The 24,134-nt window shown below is 71.2% G+C and carries 17 protein-coding genes, 1 tRNA gene and 1 pseudogene; 13 read left to right on the top strand and 6 right to left on the bottom strand.

Going from position 1 to position 24,134, the window contains the following annotated elements:
* The 9 genes from dnaA to KUM32_RS19845 form a co-directional block, all read left to right on the top strand.
* Positions 1-1,532 (top strand): chromosomal replication initiator protein DnaA (dnaA, locus tag KUM32_RS19885; protein WP_217143280.1); only part of this gene is annotated, 1,532 nt, incomplete at its 5' end.
* 1,235 nt (positions 1,533-2,767) lie between these two features.
* Positions 2,768-3,898, top strand: coding sequence for a DNA polymerase III subunit beta (gene dnaN, locus KUM32_RS19880; RefSeq protein ID WP_217143279.1), 1,131 nt, complete (start codon positions 2,768-2,770; stop codon positions 3,896-3,898).
* Between the two features lie 205 nt (positions 3,899-4,103).
* On the top strand, positions 4,104-4,979 hold the full coding sequence (gene gnd, locus KUM32_RS19875) for a phosphogluconate dehydrogenase (NAD(+)-dependent, decarboxylating) (RefSeq protein WP_217143278.1): 876 nt from the start codon (positions 4,104-4,106) through the stop codon (positions 4,977-4,979).
* Between the two features lie 36 nt (positions 4,980-5,015).
* Positions 5,016-6,137, top strand: coding sequence for a DNA replication/repair protein RecF (gene recF / locus KUM32_RS19870; protein WP_217143277.1), 1,122 nt, complete (start codon positions 5,016-5,018; stop codon positions 6,135-6,137).
* Positions 6,134-6,715, top strand: coding sequence for a DUF721 domain-containing protein (locus tag KUM32_RS19865; RefSeq protein WP_217143276.1), 582 nt, complete (start codon positions 6,134-6,136; stop codon positions 6,713-6,715). The genes recF and KUM32_RS19865 overlap by 4 nt, the downstream gene beginning before the upstream one ends.
* A gap of 423 nt (positions 6,716-7,138) precedes the next feature.
* Positions 7,139-9,199, top strand: coding sequence for a DNA topoisomerase (ATP-hydrolyzing) subunit B (gyrB, locus tag KUM32_RS19860; RefSeq protein WP_217143275.1), 2,061 nt, complete (start codon positions 7,139-7,141; stop codon positions 9,197-9,199).
* Between the two features lie 42 nt (positions 9,200-9,241).
* On the top strand, positions 9,242-11,836 hold the full coding sequence (gene gyrA / locus KUM32_RS19855; RefSeq protein WP_217143274.1) for a DNA gyrase subunit A: 2,595 nt from the start codon (positions 9,242-9,244) through the stop codon (positions 11,834-11,836).
* Between the two features lie 18 nt (positions 11,837-11,854).
* The gene (locus KUM32_RS19850; RefSeq protein ID WP_217143273.1) at positions 11,855-12,583 is read left to right on the top strand and encodes a DUF3566 domain-containing protein; all 729 of its coding nucleotides are present in this window, start codon (positions 11,855-11,857) and stop codon (positions 12,581-12,583) included.
* Positions 12,584-12,683: 100 nt separating this feature from the next.
* A tRNA-Ile gene (locus KUM32_RS19845) sits at positions 12,684-12,760 on the top strand.
* Positions 12,761-12,992: 232 nt separating this feature from the next.
* Here the strand turns inward: KUM32_RS19845 and KUM32_RS19840 are convergent.
* Together KUM32_RS19840 and KUM32_RS19835 are read right to left on the bottom strand one after the other, a co-directional pair.
* A complete protein-coding gene (locus tag KUM32_RS19840) occupies positions 12,993-17,003 on the bottom strand; it encodes an AAA family ATPase (RefSeq protein ID WP_217143272.1) in 4,011 nt (1,336 codons plus the stop codon).
* 395 nt (positions 17,004-17,398) lie between these two features.
* The gene (locus tag KUM32_RS19835; RefSeq protein ID WP_217143271.1) at positions 17,399-17,944 is read right to left on the bottom strand and encodes a hypothetical protein; all 546 of its coding nucleotides are present in this window, start codon (positions 17,942-17,944) and stop codon (positions 17,399-17,401) included.
* A gap of 230 nt (positions 17,945-18,174) precedes the next feature.
* Here KUM32_RS19835 and KUM32_RS19830 point away from each other — a divergent pair, with 230 nt between their 5' ends.
* Positions 18,175-18,369: a ferredoxin gene (locus KUM32_RS19830; RefSeq protein WP_217143270.1), complete on the top strand. Its 195-nt coding sequence runs from the start codon at positions 18,175-18,177 to the stop codon at positions 18,367-18,369.
* A gap of 37 nt (positions 18,370-18,406) precedes the next feature.
* Positions 18,407-19,330: an FkbM family methyltransferase gene (locus tag KUM32_RS19825; protein ID WP_217143269.1), complete on the top strand. Its 924-nt coding sequence runs from the start codon at positions 18,407-18,409 to the stop codon at positions 19,328-19,330.
* A gap of 151 nt (positions 19,331-19,481) precedes the next feature.
* On the opposite strand, the gene KUM32_RS19820 is transcribed toward KUM32_RS19825, so the two are convergent.
* From KUM32_RS19820 to KUM32_RS19810, 3 genes are all read right to left on the bottom strand, one after another.
* Entirely contained in the window at positions 19,482-20,270 is a 789-nt protein-coding gene (locus tag KUM32_RS19820) for a glycosyltransferase (RefSeq protein WP_217143268.1), read from the bottom strand.
* 8 nt (positions 20,271-20,278) lie between these two features.
* On the bottom strand, positions 20,279-21,067 hold the full coding sequence (locus KUM32_RS19815; protein WP_217143267.1) for a GntR family transcriptional regulator: 789 nt from the start codon (positions 21,065-21,067) through the stop codon (positions 20,279-20,281).
* A gap of 221 nt (positions 21,068-21,288) precedes the next feature.
* Entirely contained in the window at positions 21,289-21,648 is a 360-nt protein-coding gene (locus KUM32_RS19810) for a DUF6344 domain-containing protein (protein WP_217143266.1), read from the bottom strand.
* Between the two features lie 337 nt (positions 21,649-21,985).
* Here KUM32_RS19810 and KUM32_RS19805 point away from each other — a divergent pair, with 337 nt between their 5' ends.
* Both KUM32_RS19805 and KUM32_RS19800 read left to right on the top strand, forming a co-directional pair.
* Positions 21,986-22,114, top strand: a complete 129-nt coding sequence (locus KUM32_RS19805; protein WP_003999697.1) for a DLW-39 family protein — start codon at positions 21,986-21,988, stop codon at positions 22,112-22,114.
* A 204-nt stretch (positions 22,115-22,318) separates the two neighbouring features.
* Positions 22,319-23,683, top strand: a complete 1,365-nt coding sequence (locus KUM32_RS19800) for a hypothetical protein (protein WP_217143265.1) — start codon at positions 22,319-22,321, stop codon at positions 23,681-23,683.
* A gap of 13 nt (positions 23,684-23,696) precedes the next feature.
* Here KUM32_RS19800 and KUM32_RS43600 read toward each other — a convergent pair.
* A pseudogene (locus KUM32_RS43600) lies at positions 23,697-24,134 on the bottom strand (serine/threonine protein kinase); the annotation flags it as partial.

The raw sequence follows: 24,134 nt of genomic DNA, 5'->3' as shown, positions 1-24,134 counted from the left end.
CACCCGGCCAGGGCCAGGGCGGCCACGACGACTACGAGGGCTACGGCCGCCACCGCGCCGACCAGCTCCCCACCGCACGCCCCACCTACCCACAGGAGTACCAGCGCCCCGAGCCCGGCTCCTGGCCCCGCCCGGCGCAGCAGGACGACTACGGCTGGCAGCAGCAGCGCCTCGGCTTCCCCGAACGCGACCCCTACGCCTCCCCGCCCCAGGAGTCGTACGGCCCGCCCACCCAGGACGCGTACCCGCAGGACTACCGGCCGCAGTCACCGGAGCGCCCGCCGTACGACCCCCAGCGCGGCGACTACGACCAGACCCGCAACGACTACGACCAGCCACGCGGCGACTACGACCAGCGCGCTCCCCGTCGTGACCTGCCCGAGCCGCCCGCCGGGTCCGGACACGTCCACCGCGGGGGCCCCGTCGGCCCCGGGCCCGCCACCGGCGCACCCGGCCCCCTGGCCGCCCAGCCCGCACCGGCCCCCGGCCCCGGCGAACCGACCGCACGCCTGAACCCGAAGTACCTCTTCGACACCTTCGTCATCGGCGCCTCCAACCGCTTCGCCCACGCGGCGGCCGTCGCCGTCGCCGAAGCACCCGCCAAGGCCTACAACCCGCTCTTCATCTACGGGGAGTCCGGACTCGGCAAGACGCACCTCCTGCACGCCATCGGGCACTACGCCCGCAGCCTCTACCCCGGCACACGCGTGCGGTACGTGAGCTCGGAGGAGTTCACCAACGAGTTCATCAACTCCATCCGCGACGGCAAGGGCGACAGCTTCCGCAAGCGCTACCGCGAGATGGACATCCTGCTCGTCGACGACATCCAGTTCCTGGCGGACAAGGAGTCGACGCAGGAGGAGTTCTTCCACACCTTCAACACCCTCCACAACGCCAACAAGCAGATCGTCCTCTCGTCCGACCGGCCGCCCAAGCAGCTGGTCACCCTGGAGGACCGGCTGCGGAACCGTTTCGAGTGGGGCCTGATCACCGACGTCCAGCCCCCCGAGCTGGAGACCCGCATCGCCATCCTGCGCAAGAAGGCCGTGCAGGAGCAGCTCAACGCCCCGCCGGAGGTCCTGGAGTTCATCGCCTCCCGCATCTCGCGCAACATCCGCGAGCTGGAGGGCGCCCTGATCCGGGTGACGGCGTTCGCGTCCCTCAACCGGCAGCCGGTCGACCTGGGCCTGACGGAAGTCGTCCTGAAGGACCTGATCCCCGGCGGGGAGGACTCGACGCCGGAGATCACCTCGACGGCCATCATGGGCGCGACCGCCGACTACTTCGGTCTCACGGTCGAGGACCTGTGCGGCAGCTCGCGCGGCCGGCAGCTCGTGACGGCCCGGCAGATCGCGATGTACCTCTGCCGCGAACTGACGGACCTCTCCCTGCCCAAGATCGGCGCCCTGTTCGGCGGCCGGGACCACACCACGGTGATGCACGCCGACCGCAAGATCCGCAACCTGATGGCCGAGCGGCGCTCCATCTACAATCAGGTGACCGAGCTGACCAACCGCATCAAGAACGGCTGACGACCGCCGACAGCCACCGGAAGAGGCGCCCCGGAGTGACCCGGGGCGCCTCTTCCGTCCCCTGGGCGACCCGGAGCACCCCCTTCCGCCCCTTGGCGGCGTCTCCCCGCGTCCCCGGCGGCATCTCCCTGCGTCCCCGGCGGCGTCTCCCCCCATGCCCTGCGCGGGCTCCGCCGCGCCCTGACGTGGGCTCCACCGCATTCTGGTGTGGCCTGCTCCGCATGCCCTGACGGGCGCTCCTGCGCACCCCGGCGGCGTCTCGGTCCGCACTGCGGTGCGGGCCCCGCCCTGCCCCGGAGAGCCGCCCCTTCGCGCCCGACGGGCGTCCCAGTCCCTCTCCGAACGCGGTCTCCTCCGTGCCCGGCACGGTCTCTTCCGAGCCCCCGGCACGGTCCCCTCCGTGTTCTGACGCCCCCCGGCCGGTTCTCCAGCCGCCCCGGCCCGGTCACCCGCTGTTCGAATACCTGCCGGGTTACGGCCACCGTCCACAGATTCGGTGACTTTTTTCCTTCCACACCTTGGGGACTGGGAAGTTGTCCCGATCTTGTCCACAGGCCAGAGTGATGAGGAACCATCAAGGCAGGTCAGACCCTTGTGGATTCGTGGACGAACGATCTCCACAGGCTGTGGATAACCAGTTGGTCCACAAGCTGCGCACACGGTTGTCCACGGGCAACCCACAGGCTGGGGCCAGTTGTCCCCAGCGATCCCCAGCTTCTCCACATGCCTGTCCACTGTTCGGCAACCCGACGTGCCCTCTCACCGCCCCGAGTGAAAGGCGTCACACCGGGGTGCCTGGTTGGCCTGTGGGAAAGGTGGGTAAACCTGGGGACGGCTCTGGGGAGAAGTCGCCTCTCCCTGTGCACGGAGTGTGCAGAACTTTCTGTTCTCCACAGACGGCCCGGGTTGTCCACCGGCTCCGCCCACAGGCCCCGTGGACAAAATTCATGGTCTGACCTGCGCAAACGCGGTTATCCACGGTATCCACAGGCCCTACTACTACTCCCGACTAGAGAGAGTGCGGAATTCGTTTCGAAGCGGGCCCTGTGCACAACTCGCCCTCTCGGCCCCGACCGTCCCTCGTCGCGACTTGACCCCGAGCGGCACCTACTGTCAGTGGGGTGCGTCAGACTGGACCCCGGCGCCCCGCCCGTCACAGCGGCCGAGGGCACCGAGTCAGACGACGAAGGCGAAGCAGGGCGAGAAGCGCCGGCAACAGCAGGAGGCGGCTTACGGTGAAGATCCGGGTGGAACGCGACGTACTCGCGGAGGCAGTGGCCTGGGCGGCGCGCAGCCTCCCGGCCCGTCCGCCGGCGCCGGTCCTCGCGGGCCTGCTGCTGAAGGCCGAGGAGGGGCAGCTGAGCCTGTCCAGCTTCGACTACGAGGTGTCCGCGCGGGTGTCGGTGGAGGCCGAGGTCGAGGAGGAGGGCACGGTCCTCGTCTCCGGCCGTCTGCTCGCCGACATCTCCCGCGCGCTTCCCAACAGGCCGGTGGAGATTTCCACAGACGGTGTACGGGCGACGGTGGTCTGCGGCTCCTCGCGGTTCACCCTCCACACCCTGCCGGTGGAGGAGTACCCGGCCCTGCCGCAGATGCCGGAGGCGACGGGCACGGTCCCGGGCGAGGTCTTCGCCGCGGCCGTGCAGCAGGTCGCCATCGCCGCGGGCCGTGACGACACGCTGCCCGTCCTCACCGGTGTGCGCATCGAGATCGAGGGCGACTCGGTGACGCTGGCCTCCACCGACCGCTACCGCTTCGCGGTCCGCGAGTTCCTGTGGAAGCCGGAGAACCCGGAGGTCTCCGCGGTCGCCCTGGTGCCCGCCAAGACGCTCCAGGACACGGCCAAGGCGCTGACCAGCGGCGACCAGGTGATCCTGGCGCTGTCCGGCTCCGGCGCGGGAGAGGGCCTGATCGGCTTCGAGGGCGCGGGCCGCCGGACGACGACGCGTCTGCTGGAGGGTGACCTCCCGAAGTACAAGACGCTCTTCCCGACGGAGTTCAACAGCGTCGCCGTGATCGAGACCGCCCCCTTCGTGGAGGCCGTCAAGCGCGTGGCCCTGGTGGCCGAGCGGAACACTCCGGTGCGGCTGAGCTTCGAGCAGGGTGTGCTGATCCTGGAGGCCGGTTCCAGCGACGACGCACAGGCTGTGGAAAGGGTGGACGCGCAGTTGGAGGGCGACGACATCTCGATCGCCTTCAACCCGACGTTCCTGCTGGACGGCCTGAGCGCGATCGACTCGCCGGTGGCCCAGCTGTCCTTCACGACCTCCACGAAGCCCGCGCTGCTCAGTGGCAGGCCGGCGCTGGACGCGGAGGCGGACGAGGCCTACAAGTACCTGATCATGCCGGTGCGGCTGAGCGGCTGATCCCTCCAGCCGTCGGCTCCGTCGTCGGTTGTCCACAGGGTGAGGACAAACACGCAGGTGAGGGCGTACGTCTGAGCGCGTATGCCCACAGCTGTGCATGGGCGTCCGGGTTTAGGCTCGGCACGGGTACGAAAGTGCCGCGGCACGCATCCGGCGGGTTCGGAGGTGCCGTCCCGCCACCTCGCACACCTAAGGAACGCAACTGATGGAGCTCGGTCTCGTCGGCCTCGGCAAGATGGGCGGCAACATGCGCGAGCGGATCCGCCGCGCGGGCCACACCGTCGTCGGATACGACCGCAATCCGGACCTCGCCGATGTCCACAGCCTGGAAGAGCTTGTGGGCAAGCTCAGCGCCCCGCGCGTGGTCTGGGTCATGGTCCCGGCCGGTGAGGCCACCCAGGCCACCGTCGACCGGCTCGGCGAGCTGCTGGAGCCCGGTGACGTCGTCGTGGACGGTGGGAACTCCCGCTGGACGGACGACGAGAAGCACGCCGAGGAGCTGGGTGCCAAGGGCATAGGTTTCGTCGACTGCGGCGTCTCCGGTGGCGTGTGGGGCCTGGAGAACGGCTATGCGCTGATGTACGGCGGTGACGGGGAGAACGTCGCCAGGGTGCAGCCGGTCTTCGACGCCCTGAAGCCGGAGGGCGACTTCGGTGCCGTGCACGCCGGCAAGGTGGGCGCGGGCCACTTCGCGAAGATGGTCCACAACGGCATCGAGTACGCCATGATGCAGGCCTACGCCGAGGGCTGGGAGCTGCTGGAGAAGGTCGACTCCGTCGAGAACGTCCGCGAGGTCTTCCGGTCCTGGCAGGAGGGCACGGTCATCCGGTCCTGGCTGCTGGACCTGGCGGTCAACGCGCTCGACGAGGACGAGCACCTGGACGAGCTGCGGGGCTACGCACAGGACTCCGGTGAGGGACGCTGGACTGTGGAGGCCGCGATCGACAACGCGGTGCCGCTGCCGGCGATCACGGCGTCGCTGTTCGCGCGTTTCGCGTCCCGGCAGGACGATTCGCCGCAGATGAAGATGATCGCCGCGCTGCGCAATCAGTTCGGCGGCCACGCGGTCGAGAAGAAGTAAGCAACACCCGAAGGTTGGGGAGGTCGGCGAACGACCATGCACGTCACGCATCTGTCGCTGGCCGACTTCCGCTCGTACGCCCGGGTCGAGGTCCCGCTGGACCCGGGCGTCACCGCCTTCGTCGGCCCGAACGGGCAGGGGAAGACGAATCTCGTCGAGGCGGTCGGTTACCTGGCCACCCTCGGCAGCCACCGGGTCTCCTCCGACGCGCCCCTGGTCCGCGTGGGAGCCGAGCGTGCGGTGATCCGGGCGCAGGTCAGGCAGGGGGAGCGGCAGCAGCTGGTTGAGCTGGAACTGAACCCGGGGCGTGCCAACCGTGCTCGCATCAACAGGTCCTCGCAGGTCAGGCCGCGTGATGTGCTGGGCATCGTGCGGACCGTCCTGTTCGCGCCCGAGGATCTCGCGCTGGTCAAGGGTGACCCCGGTGAGCGGCGCCGCTTCCTGGACGAGCTGATCACCGCGCGTTCGCCGCGCATGGCGGGGGTGCGGTCCGACTACGACCGGGTGCTCCGGCAGCGCAACACGTTGCTGAAGTCGGCCGCGCTCGCCCGTCGGCACGGTGGTCGCACGATGGACCTGTCGACGCTGGACGTGTGGGACCAGCACCTGGCGCGTGCGGGTGCCGAGCTGCTCGCCCAGCGGCTGGATCTGATCGCGGCGGTGCAGCCGCTGGCTGACAAGGCGTACGAGCAGCTGGCGCCGGGCGGTGGCCCGGTCGCTCTGGAGTACAAGGCGTCGGCGCCCGGTGAGGCGCACACGCGTGAGGACCTCTTCGAGCAGTTGATGGCCGCGCTCGTCGAGGCGCGCAAGCAGGAGATCGAGCGGGGCGTCACTCTGGTGGGTCCGCACCGGGACGACGTGCTGCTCAAACTCGGTCAGCTGCCCGCCAAGGGTTACGCCTCGCACGGTGAGTCGTGGTCCTACGCGCTCGCGTTGCGGCTGGCGTCGTACGACCTGCTCAGGGCGGAGGGCAACGAGCCCGTGCTCGTCCTGGACGACGTCTTCGCCGAGCTGGACGCGCGGCGGCGGGAGCGGCTGGCCGAGCTGGTGGCTCCCGGCGAGCAGGTGCTGGTGACGGCCGCGGTCGACGACGACGTGCCGCACGTGCTGGCGGGGGCGCGGTTCGCGGTGGCGGAGGGGACGGTGGAGCGCGTATGAGCGTGGACGGTCCCGTCCCCGAGAGGCCTTCCGGCGAGCAGGGCCGGGCGGGCCGGGGCGGTGAGGCGCCCGAGCCGTCCGGTGTCGATCTCGCGCGGGTGGCGCTCAGGGCGGCGCGGGAGGCGGCACGCGCGCGTGGGGACGCGGTGCAGCAGAGGAAGCAGGCGCGGCGGGGTGGTCTGCGTTCGGGTGCGCGTGCCGATGGCCGTGATCCCATGGCGCTCGGTTCGGCGATCAACCGGCTGATCACGGAGCGGGGCTGGGAGACGCCGGCCGCGGTGGGCGGGGTGATGGGGCGCTGGCCGCAGATCGTCGGTGAGGACGTGGCCAAGCACTGTGTGCCGGAGCGCTACGACGAGGACGAGCGGGTGCTGGTGGTGCGCTGTGACTCGACGGCCTGGGCGACGAATCTGCGGTTGCTGGCGCCGACGTTGGTGGCGCGGCTCAACGAGGATCTCGGGCACGGGTCGGTGCGGGTGATCAAGGTGCAGGGGCCGGGGGGTGCGGGTGGTCCCGGCCGTCGTTACGGGCCGTTGCGCGCTCCCGGCAGCCGGGGTCCGGGCGACACCTACGGGTGATCTGCCACCTCGTCGGCGATGGGTGATGTACCTCACATGTGTGGGTGTCAAGGGGTGGTGTGAGCCGTTGACGCCCACTTCGTCGTACAACCGCACACGGTTGCGAATCGGCTTCCGACTCCCAAGTAGCCAAGGGTTGGCGCCCCGAAGCGCTGAGTGCCGTCGTGAGCCTCTTGGGGCCCCCATCCGCATATCGGGAGTCGGGCGAGCCTGGTTCAGGGCGGCACATGCGGACTCAGGTACCGGCAAACCCCCATCAGTGTCAGTGCTACCGGTAGAATGGAAGACAATCCCGCCCCGATCGTGGGGACCGTCCGGGACTAGCTGAGCAACGCTGATCAAGGCTTACCAACGCAACATGCCGCAGCCGCTCCGGCAACCCGCCGACGAGCCCGGCTCGTGCTGTGCCAGAAAGGGCGCTTCGTGGCCGATTCCGGCAACCCCAACGAGAACAACCCGTCCACCGACACCGGCGTGAACGACGCGGTGGGCACCTCGTCCGGCGAGGTGCCCGCTTCGTACGACGCCAGTGCCATCACCGTCCTCGAGGGTCTGGACGCGGTCCGCAAGCGACCCGGTATGTACATCGGCTCGACCGGTGAACGCGGTCTGCACCACCTGGTGCAGGAGGTCGTGGACAACTCCGTCGACGAGGCGCTGGCGGGCCACGCGGACACGATCGACGTCACGATCCTCGCGGACGGCGGTGTCCGGGTCGTCGACAACGGCCGTGGCATTCCGGTGGGTATCGTCCCCTCCGAGGGCAAGCCCGCCGTCGAGGTCGTGCTGACCGTGCTGCACGCGGGCGGCAAGTTCGGTGGCGGCGGCTACGCGGTCTCGGGTGGTCTGCACGGCGTGGGTGTCTCCGTCGTCAACGCCCTTTCCACGAGGGTCGCCGTCGAGGTCAGGACCGACGGCTACCGCTGGACGCAGGACTACAAGCTGGGCGTCCCCACGGCGCCGCTCGCCCGGCACGAGGCCACCGAGGAGACCGGTACGTCGGTCACCTTCTGGGCCGACGGTGACATCTTCGAGACCACCGACTACTCCTTCGAGACGCTCTCGCGGCGTTTCCAGGAGATGGCCTTCCTCAACAAGGGCCTGAAGATCAACCTCACCGACGAGCGGGAGTCGGCGAAGGCCACCGCCGGCGCGGACGAGGCGGGCGAGGACGAGAAGCACGAGGTCAAGGCCGTCTCGTACCACTACGAGGGCGGCATCGTCGACTTCGTGAAGTACCTCAACTCCCGCAAGGGAGACCTGGTGCACCCCACGGTGATCGACCTGGAGGCCGAGGACAAGGACAAGAGCCTGTCCCTCGAGATCGCCATGCAGTGGAACGGCGGCTACACGGAGGGCGTGTACTCGTTCGCCAACATCATCCACACGCACGAGGGCGGTACGCACGAGGAGGGCTTCCGCGCGGCGCTCACCTCGCTGATCAACAAGTACGCGCGCGACAAGAAGCTGCTGCGGGAGAAGGACGACAACCTCACGGGCGACGACATCCGCGAGGGTCTGACCGCCATCATCTCGGTGAAGCTGAGCGAGCCCCAGTTCGAGGGACAGACCAAGACGAAGCTGGGCAACACCGAGGTGAAGACCTTCGTCCAGAAGGTCGTCTACGAGCACCTGACCGACTGGCTCGACCGCAACCCGAACGAGGCGGCGGACATCATCCGCAAGGGCATCCAGGCGGCCACCGCGCGTGTGGCGGCCCGCAAGGCCCGTGACCTGACCCGTCGTAAGGGACTCCTGGAGTCGGCGTCGCTGCCGGGCAAGCTGTCCGACTGCCAGTCGAACGACCCCACCAAGTGCGAGATCTTCATCGTCGAGGGTGACTCCGCCGGCGGCTCGGCCAAGTCCGGCCGCAATCCGCAGTACCAGGCGATCCTCCCGATCCGCGGCAAGATCCTCAACGTCGAGAAGGCGCGTATCGACCGGATCCTGCAGAACCAGGAGATCCAGGCGATGATCTCCGCGTTCGGCACGGGGGTGCACGAGGACTTCGACATCGAGAAGCTCCGCTACCACAAGATCATTCTGATGGCGGACGCCGACGTCGACGGTCAGCACATCAACACCCTGCTGCTGACCTTCCTGTTCCGCTTCATGCGGCCGCTGGTCGAGGCCGGGCACGTGTACCTGTCCCGTCCGCCGCTCTACAAGATCAAGTGGGGCCGCGACGACTTCGAGTACGCGTACTCCGACCGCGAGCGCGACGCGCTGATCGAGCTGGGCCGGAACGCGGGCAAGCGCATCCGTGAGGACTCCGTGCAGCGCTTCAAGGGTCTCGGTGAGATGAACGCCGAGGAGCTGCGCATCACGACCATGGACCAGGAGCACCGGGTGCTCGGCCAGGTCACCCTCGACGACGCCGCGCAGGCCGACGACCTGTTCTCGGTGCTGATGGGCGAGGACGTCGAGGCCCGGCGCGCGTTCATCCAGCGCAACGCCAAGGACGTCCGCTTCCTCGACATCTGAGTCGGTCTCAGCTGACCGCACCAGGAAGGACCTTCACCAGCAATGACCGACGAGAACACCCCTGTGACGACGCCCGAGGGCGACGCCCTGGCCATGCGTGTCGAGCCCGTGGGGCTCGAGACGGAGATGCAGCGCTCGTACCTCGACTACGCGATGTCCGTCATCGTCTCGCGTGCGCTGCCCGACGTCCGTGACGGCCTCAAGCCCGTCCACCGCCGTGTGCTGTACGCGATGTACGACGGCGGGTACCGGCCCGAGCGCGGTTTCTACAAGTGTGCCCGCGTCGTCGGCGACGTCATGGGCAACTACCACCCCCACGGCGACTCCTCCATCTACGACGCCCTGGTCCGCCTCGCCCAGCCCTGGTCGATGCGCATGCCGCTCGTCGACTCCAACGGCAACTTCGGCTCGCCGGGCAACGACCCGGCGGCGGCCATGCGGTACACCGAGTGCAAGATGGCACCGCTGTCGATGGAGATGGTCCGCGACATCGACGAGGAGACCGTCGACTTCACGGACAACTACGACGGCCGCTCCCAGGAGCCGACCGTCCTGCCGGCCCGCTTCCCGAACCTGCTGATCAACGGTTCGGCCGGTATCGCGGTCGGCATGGCGACCAACATCCCGCCGCACAACCTGCGCGAGGTCGCGGCCGGCGCCCAGTGGTACCTGGAGAACTACGAGTGCTCGCACGAGGAGCTGCTCGACGCGCTCATCGAGCGCATCAAGGGCCCCGACTTCCCGACCGGTGCGCTGGTGGTGGGCCGCAGGGGCATCGAGGAGGCCTACCGCACCGGGCGCGGCTCGATCACCATGCGCGCGGTCGTCGAGGTCGAGGAGATCCAGAACCGCCAGTGCCTGGTGGTCACGGAGCTGCCGTACCAGACCAACCCCGACAACCTCGCGCAGAAGATCGCCGACCTGGTGAAGGACGGCAAGATCGGCGGCATCGCCGACGTCCGCGACGAGACGTCGTCGCGTACCGGTCAGCGCCTGGTCATCGTGCTCAAGCGGGACGCGGTCGCCAAGGTCGTGCTGAACAACCTCTACAAGCACACCGACCTGCAGACCAACTTCGGCGCCAACATGCTGGCCCTGGTCGACGGCGTGCCGCGCACCCTGTCCCTGGACGCGTTCATCCGCCACTGGGTGAACCACCAGATCGAGGTCATCGTCCGGCGGACGAAGTTCCGGCTGCGCAAGGCCGAGGAGCGGGCGCACATCCTGCGGGGCCTGCTCAAGGCCCTGGACGCCATCGACGAGGTCATCGCGCTGATCCGGCGCAGTGACACCGTGGAGATCGCGCGCGGGGGCCTGATGGACCTCCTGGAGATCGACGAGATCCAGGCCAACGCGATCCTGGAGATGCAGCTGCGCCGCCTGGCGGCTCTGGAGCGGCAGAAGATCGTGCAGGAGCACGACGAACTCCAGGCGAAGATCAACGAGTACAACGAGATCCTCGCCTCGCCGGTCCGCCAGCGCGGGATCGTCAGCGCGGAGCTCACGGCGCTGGTCGAGAAGTACGGCGACGACCGCAAGACGAAGTTGATCCCGTACGAGGGCGACATGTCCATCGAGGACCTGATCGCCGAGGAGGACATCGTCGTCACGGTCACGCGGGGCGGCTACATCAAGCGCACCAAGACCGACGACTACCGCGCCCAGAAGCGCGGCGGCAAGGGCGTGCGCGGCGCGAAGCTCAAGGAAGACGACATCGTCAACCACTTCTTCGTGTCCACCACCCACCACTGGCTGCTGTTCTTCACCAACAAGGGCCGGGTCTACCGGGCGAAGGCGTACGAGCTGCCCGACGCGGGCCGGGACGCGCGCGGCCAGCACGTGGCCAACCTGCTGGCCTTCCAGCCGGACGAGGCCATCGCCGAGATCCTCGCGATCCGCGACTACGAGGCGGCGCCGTACCTGGTCCTGGCCACCAAGGCGGGCCTGGTGAAGAAGACGCCGCTGAAGGACTACGACTCCCCCCGCTCGGGCGGCGTGATCGCCATCAACCTGCGGGAGCAGGAGGACGGTTCCGACGACGAGCTGATCGGAGCCGAACTCGTCTCGGCCGAGGACGATCTGCTGCTGATCAGCAAGAAGGCGCAGTCGATCAGGTTCACCGCCTCCGACGACACGCTGCGCCCGATGGGCCGTGCCACCTCGGGCGTCAAGGGCATGAGTTTCCGCGAAGGGGACCAGCTGCTCTCGATGAATGTTGTTCGAGCCGGTACGTTCGTGTTCACTGCCACTGACGGCGGTTACGCGAAGCGGACCTCTGTCGACGAGTACCGCGTCCAGGGCCGCGGCGGCCTCGGCATCAAGGCTGCCAAGATTGTCGAGGACCGTGGATCGCTCGTGGGCGCGCTGGTGGTCGAGGAGCACGACGAGATCCTCGCCATCACGCTCTCGGGCGGTGTGATTCGTACGCGAGTCAGCGGGGTCAGGGAGACGGGCCGTGACACCATGGGCGTCCAACTGATCAATCTGGGCAAGCGCGATGCCGTTGTGGGCATCGCACGCAACGCCGAGGCGGGACGCGAGGCGGAGGAGGTCGACGGCGACGTGGCCGTCGACGAGACCGCCGACGATGCCGCGACCACCGGCACGGACGAGGGCGAGGCGCCCTCGGCCGAGTAGCACGAGGAGAGAGTCATCGTGAGCGGAGCCACGGGCGCCGGATCGGCCGGTACCTCAACGGGTACGGAAACGGACGGCGGCGGCCGTGGCTCCGCCGCGCGTGCGAGGGATTCGCACACGACTCAACTCCGCAAGATCGACGACGGCGCGGCCGATTCGCACCCGGCGAGCTCGTCCAAGACGCATGGATCCCAGGGGGGAACTGTGACGGACACCCGAGGCCAGCAGACGCAGAAGTCGGCCTCGCCGCTGCCGGGAGAACGGCAGCCCCAGCAGCCCGGCGGGCCGTACCACCCGCCGCAGGCCTACCAGACCCAGGGTGGCAACGCGTCCGCCGCCGTGCGCCGCCCGCGCACCGGCGCGCGCACCGTGCCCCGCGTGCGCAAGGCACGCCTGCGCGTGTCGAAGGCCGACCCGTGGTCGGTGATGAAGGTCAGCTTCCTGCTCTCCATCGCGCTCGGCATCTGCACGATCGTCGCCTCCGCCGTGCTGTGGATGGTCATGGACGCCATGGGTGTCTTCTCGACGGTCGGCGGCACGATCTCCGAGGCGACCGGCTCGAACGAGTCCAACGGCTTCGACCTGCAGTCGTTCCTGTCGCTGCCCAACGTGCTGCTGTTCACGACGATCATCGCGGTCATCGACGTCGTCCTCGCGACGGCCCTGGCCACGCTCGGCGCGTTCATCTACAACCTCTCCGCCGGCTTCGTCGGCGGCGTCGAGCTGACGCTCGCCGAGGACGAGTGAGCGCACCGACGGCCCTGCGCCCACCGATTTTGGGACTGCACGTCTCGTGCGCTAATCTTCAGGAGTCAGCGCACGGGAAACACCCCCCGAAAAGCGCGGCGGGGCTATAGCTCAGTTGGTTAGAGCGCATCCCTGATAAGGATGAGGCCACAGGTTCAAATCCTGTTAGCCCCACCAGCACGAGGACCCCCAGTCGGATTCGACTGGGGGTCCTTGGCGTGCAGGCCCTTGGCGTTGGCGCGGCGTCCACGCCGGAGCGGGACGAAAAGACCCGACCGCTGGCGACGGGGGATACGCCAACGGTCGGGCTGTGGCCAAGGCTAACAAGGTCGCACGCGTGACGGAGGCCGACCGGTCCGGCGCACCCGGGGGCTGTGACGCGTATCACGTGGGCCGGGGCGGGGAGCGGTCACTGGTCGCACGGGGGCTCGTAGGAGAGGCGGGGCAGGTACTCCTGCCACTTCTCCCGGGTGAGGACGTTCCGGGTGGCCGAGCAGATGCGGTCGACGGCGTCGTCCACGTCCAGGTCCCACAGCCGGACGGTGTCCGTGCCGCTCGACACCCCGAGCATGTGACTCATGGGGCGGAAGGACAGGAAGTTGCCCGTCTGGGCGTTGGGGCTCATCGACTGACCGATGGCGGTGGCCGCGTCGGGAGTGGTGACGTCCCAGAGCCGCACCGTGTTGTCGTTGGCACCGCTCGCCAGGGTGGCGCCGTCCTGGCTGAACGTCAGCGACACCACCGAATCGGTGTGGCCGGTGAGGGTGGCGGCCGGCCCGGCCTCCCCGGTGTGGGTGACGTCCCAGAGCCGTACCGTGCCGTCGTCGCTGCCGCTGGCCAGCGTGTGGCCGTCCGGGCTGTAGGCCAGGGCGTTGACGGCCCCGAGGTGGCCCTTGCGGGGTACGCCGAGCCCAGTGGCGTGCCGGGGGTCGGTGACGTCCCAGAGCCGGACGGTGTCGTCCGCGCTGCCGCTGGCCAGGGTGCGGCCGTCCGGGCTGAAGGCCAGGGCGTTGACATACCCCTTGTGCCCGGTGAGCGGTTCGCCGAGCGGACGCGGGCGGGAGGGGTCTTCGGTGTTCCACAGCTGGACCGTGCGGTCGTCGAGGGCCGTGGCCAGCGTGCGGCCGTCCGGGCTGTACGCCAGGGCGTCGGGGCCCGCGTAGCGCGTCCGCAGCGCCACGGGCGGGCCGTGGGCGACGGGCCGGGCCCGGTCGGTGACGTCCCACAGCTGTACCGCGCGGCTACCCGTCAGCACCGCGAGCGTGTCGCCGTCCGGGGAGAACTCGAGCGACCGTACGTCGCCCCGTCCCGGCCGGAACGGGGCACCCAGCGACACGGGCCGGGCGGGGTTCGTCACGTTCCACAGCCGGACCCTTCCGTCGCGGGCTGCCGTGGCCAGTACCCGCCCGTCCGGGCTGAACACCCCGGTGCGGCCGATCATGTCCGACGTCGGTATCGACCACAGGCGGACCTTGCTGTCGCCGCTGCCGGTGGCGAGGGTGCGCCCGTCCGGGCTGAAGCCGAGGGCGTACATCTCCCCGCTGCTCCCGGCGAGGGGGACGCCGACCCGCGACGGGTAGACCGGATCGCTGACGTTCCAGAGGCTCGCCGTGCTGTCCGCGCTGCTCGCGGCGAGCATGTCCCCGTCGGGGCTGAAGGCCACGGACCAGATGGGCCCGGTGTGGCCGGTGATCGGTGAGCCGATCCGCGAGGCACGGCGCGGGTCGCGGACGTCCCAGAGCCGGACGGTGTCGTCCGCGCCGCCGCTGGCGAGGGTGCGGCCGTCGGGGCTGAAGGCCACGGAGTGCACCAGGCCGGTGTGGCCGGTCAGCGGCGTGCCGACCGGCTCGGGACGGCGCGGGTCGGCCAGGTCCCACAGTCTGATCGTGTCGTCGTCGCCGCCGGCCGCCAGCGTCCGTCCGTCCGGGGCGAACGCCACCGAGCGCACCGCGGCGGTGGCTCCCGTCAACGTGCTGAGCGCCGCGGGCCGCCGCGGGTCGGCCACGTTCCACAGCCGGACGGCGCGGTCGTCGTGGGCCGAGGCCAGGGTGCGTCCGTCCGGTCCGAAGGCGAGCAGGTAGATCGTGCCGCCGCGGCCGGGCAGGGGATCACCGAGCGGGCGCGGGCGGGCGGGGTCCGACACGTCCCACAGCCGGATCGTGCCGTCGTCCGAGGCGCTGGCCAGCGTGCGGCCGTCCGGGCTGAACACCGCCGTGCTCACCCAGCTCGTGTGGCCGGTGAGGGGCTTGCCGAGCTGTTCGGGGCGGGCCGGGTCCGACACGTCCCACAGCCGGACGGTGCGGTCGTAGCTGGCCGTCGCGAGGGTCCGTCCGTCCGGGCTGAAGGACGTGAGGTAGACGGCGCCCGTGTGGCCGAGGAGCGGGGTGGCCAGCGGGGCGTTCACGATGGAGACCAGCCGGTTCCGCACGTCCTCGTCGTCCGGCCGCAGCTGGTGGGCCACCAGGTCGAGCTGGGCGGACAGGGACGGGTCCGTGTGCTGGACGCGGTCCGCCTCGGCGACCACCTGCTCGAACACCGCGTCGTTGCGCTGCTGCCACGCGATCACCGCCGAACCGACCGCCACCAGCGCCAGGACGAGCAGCGCGGACACCGCGGAACGCCTGATCAGGACGGTGCGCCTGCGCAGCCTGACCGCGGCGGCCAGGAACTCCACCGCGCTCCGGGTCAGGAAGGTGTCGTCGGCCGACTTCGCCCAGCCGTGGGCCTCCTCAAGACGGGACCCCCGGTAGAGCAGCGAGGTGTCGCGGCCCGACTCCTCCCAGGCGCTGCCGTCCTCCTCCAGCCGCTGGCGCAGGAGGTTGCCGCCCCGGTCCTCGTCGATCCAGTCGCGCAGGCGCGGCCAGGCGTGCAGCAGGGCCTCGTGGGTGATCTCCACGGTGTCCGCGTCGAGTGTCACCAGCCGGGCGCGGACCAGCGCTTCGAGTGACTCCTCCGTCTTGCCGGGGTCCCGCGACTCCTCGGCCAGCCGGCGCCGCGTGCCGCGCCTGCGGGTGGCCCGGGTGTCCTCACTGAGCCGGACCAGTCTGAGCAGGAGCAGCCTGGCGGCCGTGCGTGCCGCCGGGTCGAGGTCCGACCAGGCGCGTTCGGCGGTCGCCGCCACCGCGCCCTGGATGCCGCCGGCCGCCCGGTAGCCGGCCAGCGTCAGCCGGCCGGCCTTGCGTCGCTGCCAGGTGGCCAGCAGGGCGTGGGAGAGGAGGGGCAGCACACCCGCGTCGTGCGCGCCGCGCGGGCCGTCGGAGCTCACCTCCCGGACGATCAGCTCCGCCAGCCCCGGTTCGAGTTCCATGCCCACGGCCCTGGCCGGGCCGGTCACCGCCTCACGCAGCTCGGCGGTGGTCAGCGGCCCGAGCACCATGTGCCGGTGCTGCAACGCGTCGGCCAGTTCGGGATAGCGCAGGCACTGCTCGTAGAAGTCCGCGCGCACGCCGAGTGTCACGAGCACGGGCGCCGGTTCTTCGGGCCCGCCGGGTGTGCAGGCCGCCTGGAGGAGCTGGACGAACGCGTGTCTGTCCGCCTCGTCGGCGCAGAGGGTGAAGACCTCCTCGAACTGGTCCACGATGACGACCGGACGGGAGGGCGACGACGTCGTGCCGCGGGCCCACTTCCCGACGGCCTCCCGGGCCGCCCGCGTGACGTCCGCAGCGCCGGCCGCCTCCCGCGCCGCCGGGCTCCTCGCGGCACGGGCGACGGGGGTCAGTTCGGGAATGCGGCGGGTCAGCTCCGTGAGCGGATCGCTTCCCGGTACGAGCTGGAGTATCTCCCTCGGCGCGCCGGGCCCCTCGTCCAGCGCGCCGCCGCGCAGTACGGGTACCAGACCGGCGTTCAGCAGGGACGACTTCCCCGCCCCCGAGGCGCCCACGAGCATGACGAGACCGCCCGTGTCCTGGGCGGCGCGCAGCTGGGCGAGGAGGGCGCCGGTGCTCCGTTCCCGTCCGAAGAACCAGTCGGCGTCCTGCCGGCGGTAGGCGGCCAGCCCGCGGTAGGGGCAGACGCCGCCGGGCGGGGTCCCGGCCGCCGGGCCCGGTCCGTCCGCGGCGGGTGGCGCGGGGCGCTCACCGGTCGGGTCGGCGATCGCCCGCTCCCACAGGCGCTGCCACTGCGCCAGGTCGTACAGGCCGGGGGAGACGGGTGCCGGTCGCGTGCGCCGGGCCTGGGGGATCAGGACGTGGAGCACCGCCGCGAGGGCGGGGAACTGGGCGGGTACGTTCTTCGCCCGCCGCCAGTCGCTGATCCGCTGGGCGGAGACCCGTACGGGGCGGCCCCGTTCGTCGACCCGCTGCAGCCGGGCGACCGCCTCGGACACCCGTTTGAGGGGAGGGTTGCCGGCTTCCTTGTACAGCAGCGCGAGACGTTCGGCGAAGGCCGTGCGTGCCCCTGAGTCGAAACTCAAGGTCTCCACTCCTTTGCTTCCCCCGCACCTGGACGTCCGGACCGGAAAACTCACTCTATACGCCTGACCTGCGGCTACGCCGTCGTTCTGGCACCGGAACCTCTTCCTCGGCGGACCTGGGTGGCAGGATCACGACACAGAGACGAGTCGGCCGCCCGGTACCTGGACAGGTCAGCGGCCCGGCGCTCGGCCACTCGTCCCACGGGGCCGCACGTTCTCGGTCAGCTTTCGGTGGTGTCACGAGCGGGTGGCGGCGGTCGCGTCGCGTCGACCACGGACCCAGCCCTCCTCGAACCCGGCACCGCGGACAACGAGCCGCCGCCATGGTCCGGCACCGGTCCCCACGAGGGGAGGGACCGGCGCCGGGCCATGACGGCGTGCGCGGGCGGCGCCGGCCGCGGCGGTCAGTCGCCCGCGGCCGACGACTGACGGGCGGGCGGCACCAGCAGATCGCGCGCGGGGTGCTTCTCGCCGGTGACGCTGCCCCGGATGCCGAGGTCGGCCCGCGCGGCCTCGTGGAACGTGTTGATGGCCCGGAACGCGGCCCGGTGCCGCTCGCGCCACTCCTCCAGGCTGCCGGTGATGCGGCCGGTCGCCTGCCAGTCGATCTCGGAGAGCAGCACGTTCAGCTCGTGCCCGGCCTCGACGGCGTCGTCACCGCCGAGCAGCATGATCCGCTCGAACGCGGAACCCCAGCGCCGGCCGGCCTCCGCCAGGTCGTCGCGGAGGTCCTCCTCCGGTCTGTGGTCCTCGCGCAGACCCTCTCTGGCCTCGTACAGCCGGACGGAGGACGCGATCCTCATCTTCGCGGCGTCCACGTACTCCCCGTACGCGTCGACCTTCTTGTCGTCCCATCGCGTCAGTAACCGGTTGCGGTTCCTGCTCCGCTCCATCAGGTAGTTCGTGACGTGTGTGGTCAGTGCGCCGAGCAGCACGGCCGCGATGGTCACGAGTTGCTCGCCGGTCCCCAAACCGTCCCCCAGTCACCCGTGTGAAGATGCGGGACGATCTTACGAGCGCGCGGGCAAGGGGCAAGCGCGCAGGGCGGATTCAGGGCACTGGTCCGCGGGCAGGCACGTCGTGGGGGTTCCCGCTTCCACGCCGTGGGGCTCCCGCTTCACGTCCCTACCAACCGTTCACCGGCCCACGGGCCGGCGTCCCTCTCCGCGGGAGTGCGTACATGACGATCTCCGTCGACCCCGAGCAGTGCTACGGCTCCGGTGACTGCGTCCACCGGGCCCCGTCCGTCTTCACCCTGGTGGGCGGGTTCGGTGCCGTGATACCCGGGCGGGAGCACGCAGTCGACGCACCGCGGGTGCGCGAGGCGGCCGAGGGGTGCCCCTCCGCCGCGATCACCATCAGGGACGAGGGGTGAGACCGCCGTCGCGCGGGCGCCGTCCGGGGGTGACCGGATGATCACACCCGTGCGTGAGGCACTGGTGACGCTCGGCAGCCGCTACGTGCGGACCGGGCCCGGCACGCTCGGCAAGGTGCTGCTCGCCGAGCGCTGGCTCGATCCCCATCTGCGCGCGCACCCGCGCCGCAGGGTCGTCCGGTCCCGCTTCGGCGGCCTGTTCGCCGTGGACACCCAGGACCTCATCCAGCGGTATGTGTACCTGTTCGGGGCGTGGGAGCCGCATCTGAGCGGGTGGCTGCGGCGCAGGCTGCGCCCGGGAGACGGCTTCGTGGACGTCGGGGCCAACATCGGCGTCCTCAGTGTTCTCGCGTCGCAGCTCGTCGGCGACACGGGCCGGGTCGTGGCGATCGAGGCCTCGCCCGACGTCCACCGGCGCCTGGTGGGGCACGGACGGCTCAACGCCCGCGGCAACATCCGCGCCGTCAACGCCGCCGTCTCCGACGGCCACAGGAGGCTGACCTTCGTGCTCGCCAGCTCACGCAACGTGGGCGCGAACAGCATCGTCCCGTACGACGGCCCGGCGGAGTCCACCTTCGAGATCGAGGCCCGGCCGCTGCCGGAGCTGCTCGAACCGGAGGAGATCGCGAACGCCCGGGTGATCAAGATCGACGTCGAGGGCGCGGAGGGCAGCGTCGTCCGGGGGATGGCGCCGATGCTGCGTGACCTGCGGCCGGACGCGGAGATCAGTGTGGAGGTGGCGCCCGAGCGCATGGCGCGGCTCGGGGACTCCGTCGGCGAACTGCTGACGGTGATGCGCGACGCCGGGTTCCACGTCTACCGGCTGCCCAACGACTACGCGCCCGGGAGCTACCCACGGGCGCTCGCCGGTGACCCCGGCGTGCCGGTCCGGTGGCGCGGACCCGTGGCCGCGGAGTGCGACCTGATCTTCTCCCGGGTGGACGCGGAGGTGCTCCCCTGAGGTGGGCGTCCCCACGGCGAGGAGGGACGCGGGTCCCGGCCGGGCCCGGGCACGCGCGCCGTCGGCATGGGCTCCCCGGGCGGGCACGCCGTCGGCATGGGCTCCCCGGGCGCGAGCACGCGTACGCCGGCCCCGGGGCGGCGTGGCCGGGTCAGCGGCGTTCCGGTGAGCCGGCGGCCTCGGCCGGCCAGTGCCACCCGGAGGTCGCCAGCGCACGCGCCCTGGCCTCCACCACCGCCATGCGGGCCTCTCGTTCGGCGGGGTCCACATGGGCCGCCTGGCCGGTCACCTGGCCCTCCCACTTGCGGTAGAGGAGGCCCACCTCCTCGGAGAACCACCCCCGGCTCACGGCGTCGAGGGCCAGCAGCAGACCGGTGTCCTCGGACGCCGGGAGGGCCATCCAGCCGCCGAGGGCCAGCAGCAGGTCGCGCCGCACCAGGAGCGTCGCCGGGTGGACCTGGGCACGGAAGTCGTTCGCCTTCCAGAAGGCGAGCACCTCCCCGCGCTCGATCGGCCCGTGCGCCGGGTCGCCCGGGAATCCCGCCGTCGAGCCGTCGGGCAGGAGGTCCAGGACGCGGGAGGTCGCCCACCCGAGCGTCGGGTCGGCCTCGAGGGCGGCCAGGTCGCGGGCGAGGGCTCCCGGCGGAAGCCTGTCGTCGGCGTCCAGGACCTTCACGTACGGGCCGTCCGCGTGGGCCAGGGCGAGGGTGCGGGCCACACCGGGGCCGCCCTGTCGTCCGTGCCGGCCCTGCCGGAAGACGACGCGCCGGTCGTCGGGCACGTACGGCCGGACCTCGTCGGTCCGCCCGTCCTCCTGGATCACCCAGTGCCATTCCCAGCCGTCGGGCAACTCCTGCTCGCGCAAGGACGCGTAGGCCTCCGGCAGCAAGGGGGCCGAGGGGCCGTGGACGGCCGTGACGATGACGATGCGCCGGCTCACGGCGGCACTCACCACCTTTCCAGACGCGTGGTGAAGAGCAGCTCCGTGCGGTCGCCGGGCAGCGTGACGTGGGAGATGTCCACCACGCGGCCGTCGACGTCGTACGAGGTCTTGCGCAGCAGGATCACCGCCGTGCCCGGTGGCAGGTCCAGTGCCGCGGCCTCCTCGGGTGTCGGCGGGCGGGCCGTGAATCGTTCCTCCACGCGGTCCAGCTCGATGCCCACGGTGTAGAGCTGGTTCTGCGTGCCGCCCGGCCAGGGCTCCTTGGTCTCGTCCAGCAGGTCGGGGTTGGACGCGATCATGTCGCGGACCAGGTAGGAGGTCACGAGGTTGAAGGGGGCGGTCTCGGCCGAGTACCGCGTCCGGTAGTCGCGACGCAGGAGCGTGGTGCCCTCGGGGACGCCGAGCGCCTCGGCCAGTTCCCTGGGCGCCGCGATCTCGCGGTACGTCGCGTGGAAGACGAGGTCATCGACGTGGAGTCCGGTGTCGTGCTCCGTGGCGCCGGTCTCGGCCCGTGTGGCGTACGGCCGGCGTGCCCGGTCCTTCTCCCACTGGTGCCGGGCGTTGTCCCGGACCGCGGGGGTGCGGGGGCGCCGGACGAAGTTGCCGCGGCCGTGCTGCTTGTCGATCAGGCCTTCGTCGCTCAGCAGCCGGAGCGCGTTCTGCACCGTCGGCACGCTGCGCCGGTAGTGGTGGGCGAGGTCCGCTTCCGACGGCAGCCGGTCGCCGGGCTTGCGCTCACCCTCGCGGATCGAGCGGCGGAGGTCGTCCGCGATCACTTCGTACGCCTTGGGCACGTGCACTCACCGGTTTCCGGGCCGTCGTGGGGTGGTGGACCCTCTCCTACCCTACAACTCCACAAGAGGTCTTGATGAGTGGGGCGGGCGGCTCGGCACGGCGGCGGCCCGGCTGCTCCGTCGAGCGGCCGGGCCGGTTCTGGCGTGCGGTGCGGTACGCGGATCGCCGTGTCGTCGGGTCGGGCGGCAGGCGCGGCGCGGCGGCCGGGCGCCGGGGCCGGTCAGCGCTGGAGAGGGGCGGTGTGCTGGTCCGGGGACTCGGTGGTGTCGTCGCACGGTGGTTCGGCGGTCGCGGCGGCAGTGGGGTCGGCGACCGGGCACAGGCGGCAACTGGGGGCCGTGCCGTGGGCCTCGGCGTGGATGCGCTGTTTCATCGTGGGGGGCAGCGAGCCGTTGCGTGACCAGGACCAGGAGGCCGTCGCGGGCGCCGCCTCCTGGGTGGCGCACTCGGTGTTGCCGGGAGTCCCGGTCTGCGGTACGGCCGCGGAGGCGGTCGTCGTGACGAATCCGAGCGCCGCGCACAGCGCGAGGAAGGCGGAGACGATCGTGGTCCACAGGCTCAGGACCTTGTTCCGGGCCATGGCCCCTCACTTTCGGGTTGGGCGATTTGCGTACTTTCCTCATGATGTGTATGAGGGCCGCGAAGTGGTGGACCGACGCCCGTGGCGCGTCGTTGTTCAGATGAACACCACCCGGTTGGCCGCAAAGAGGATGAAAAGGTGCGCAGACGGGAGGGAGTCGGGCAAAGTCACCGCCCGTGAGGGTGTGATCACCCTCCGATCGGAACGGTCCGGTCCACTTGTAATGGGCTCCGAGGACCGGTAGTTGGCCGCCGACGCAGGTCACCGATCGATATCGGCCGGTGTGTATAGTCGGGCGCCAGAGGTCCCCTACGTCAAGGAAAGACGAGGTCGCGCGGTGAAGAAGCTTCTCCTGGTCGCACTGGCCGCCATCGGCGGGCTCCTCGTGTACCGCCAGATCCAGGCGGATCGCGCCGAGCAGGATCTGTGGACGGAGGCGACTGACTCCGTGCCCACGGGTTCGTGAGTACGACCGACATCCGGTCCTGAGCAGACCCCGGCCGTCATACGGTCGGGGTTTTGTGTTGCCCGGATACCGCGCGGGGGCGCGCGAACACCGAGGCGCGCGGCAGGATGGGCCACGGTCCGGTCCGGGTGCCGGCGCCGCGCCGACGACGGCGTCGGCACCGGCGACAGCGCCGGTGAGCGCGAGCGCGAGGGGTGGCGGGTGATGGGACGGTGGTGTAGGGCCCGGTGGCGTGCCGGATCGGGGCGTGACCGTGCGCCCGCGTCGGTACCGGCGCCCGTACGGACCACGCCCCCGCGTGGGACACCCGTGCGGCTGGCCGCCGTGACCGCCGTACTGGCCACGGCCGCGGCCCTGCCCGGAGGCACGGCCCTCGCGGCCGGCCCACCCGGTGGCTACGCCTTCGCCGACGACGCCCGGCGGATCGAGGGCGCCGACGACACCTCGCACGCCGTACCGCTGCGGCCCGGCACCACCTACCGCAGCTCCCTGCCGCGAAACGGCACCGTCCACTACCGCCTGGAACTCGACGCCGTCTCCGACACCTACGTCTCCGTCACCGCCGTGCCCGGCACCGACGACGAGGTGACCGCGGCCGACGGCATCCGGGTGACCGTGCAGGACGCCGACGGCGGCTCTTGCTCCCTGGACAGCGCGACCTTCGGCGCCGCCCGCAGCCCCCGGCCGGTCACCGCCTGGGCCCTGCGCGAGATCGACCCCGGCAGGACACGCTGCCAGGACCCCGGCACCTACTACGTCACGGTCGAGCGGGCCCGCCCCCAGGACACCCCGCCGCGGCCCTGGGACCTGGAACTCACCGCCGTCACCGAGCCGCGCCCGCGGGAGACCGGCGCGACCACCGCACCCGAGTCATGGGACTCCGCCTCACCCGAAGCCCTCACCGGCGCACCGCAACGCCGCCGGGGCGGCAGCGGCTTCGCCGACGCCACCCCCGTCGGACAAGGAGCCTGGCGCGACGACATCCGGCCGGGACAGACCCTCTTCTACGAGGTCCCCGTCGACTGGGGCCGCCGGCCGTACGCGACCGCCGAACTCGGCGGCTCCGGCGACGGCTCCGGCTACACCCCCGGCGCCCTGCGCCTGGCGCTCCACAACCCCGTGCGCGGCGAGGTCGACGACGCCACCAGGGGCTACACCGGCCGTCAGGCCACGGTCGGCCTCGCTCCCCTGCCGCCGGTGGCCTACCCCAACCGGTACGCCACCGACGGACAGGTCAGCGGGATGCGGTTCGCCGGCACCTACTACCTCGTGGTGCACCTCGCGGCCCAGGTGGCCGACGACTTCGGCGAGGGGCCCTTCGGACTGACGCTGCGCGTGCGGCTGACCGGAGCGGCCGAGGCCGGCCCGCAGTACGCGGGGGAGGCCGTGCCGAAGGGCGTCTTCGAGGTCTCGGCGCGGGAACGGGCGACCACGCCGCAGGGCGGAGCCGCGGACGACGACCTCGCCATGAAGGCGGTCGCGGTGGGCGGGATCGGCACCGGCAGTCTCCTGCTCGTGGGCCTGGGCGTGTGGACGGCGGTGACCCGGCGCAGGACCGGGGCCGGCTAGTCGACGTCCGGACTCAGATCCGGGCCAGCGCCCAGAACCCCACGGCGTAGCAGACCAGTGCGAGGAGCAGGAGCGGCACCGCCACCCGGGCCGGAGGACCCGGACGACGCCGCCGCCGTGCCCCACGGTGCTGCGGACGCGCCTGGGCCGACGGTGGATCCTGCGGGGTGCGGGCGGTGTACGAGGCGGTGGGGGCGTCGGCGCGCTGCCACGGGGGTGGCGTCATGCCCTCGGTGGGGATCGGCGGCGCGTGTGGGGCCCGGTGCGGCGGGCCGCCCGGAGCGGACGGGGGCGGTGCGTACGGCTGCGCACCGGGCGCCGCCGGGGAGGGGACGGCCGCCTGTGGCGGCGGCAGAGGGAAATCGCCGGTCTCCGACATGACGGATGACCGCCCCACCCCGTGCGACGACACCGACGGCGTGCCGAGCGAGGCGGGGCCCGGGGCCGGCGG

The organism is Streptomyces sp. AC627_RSS907, assembly GCF_019049165.1.
This window is presented reverse-complemented; position numbering and strand designations above follow the sequence as displayed.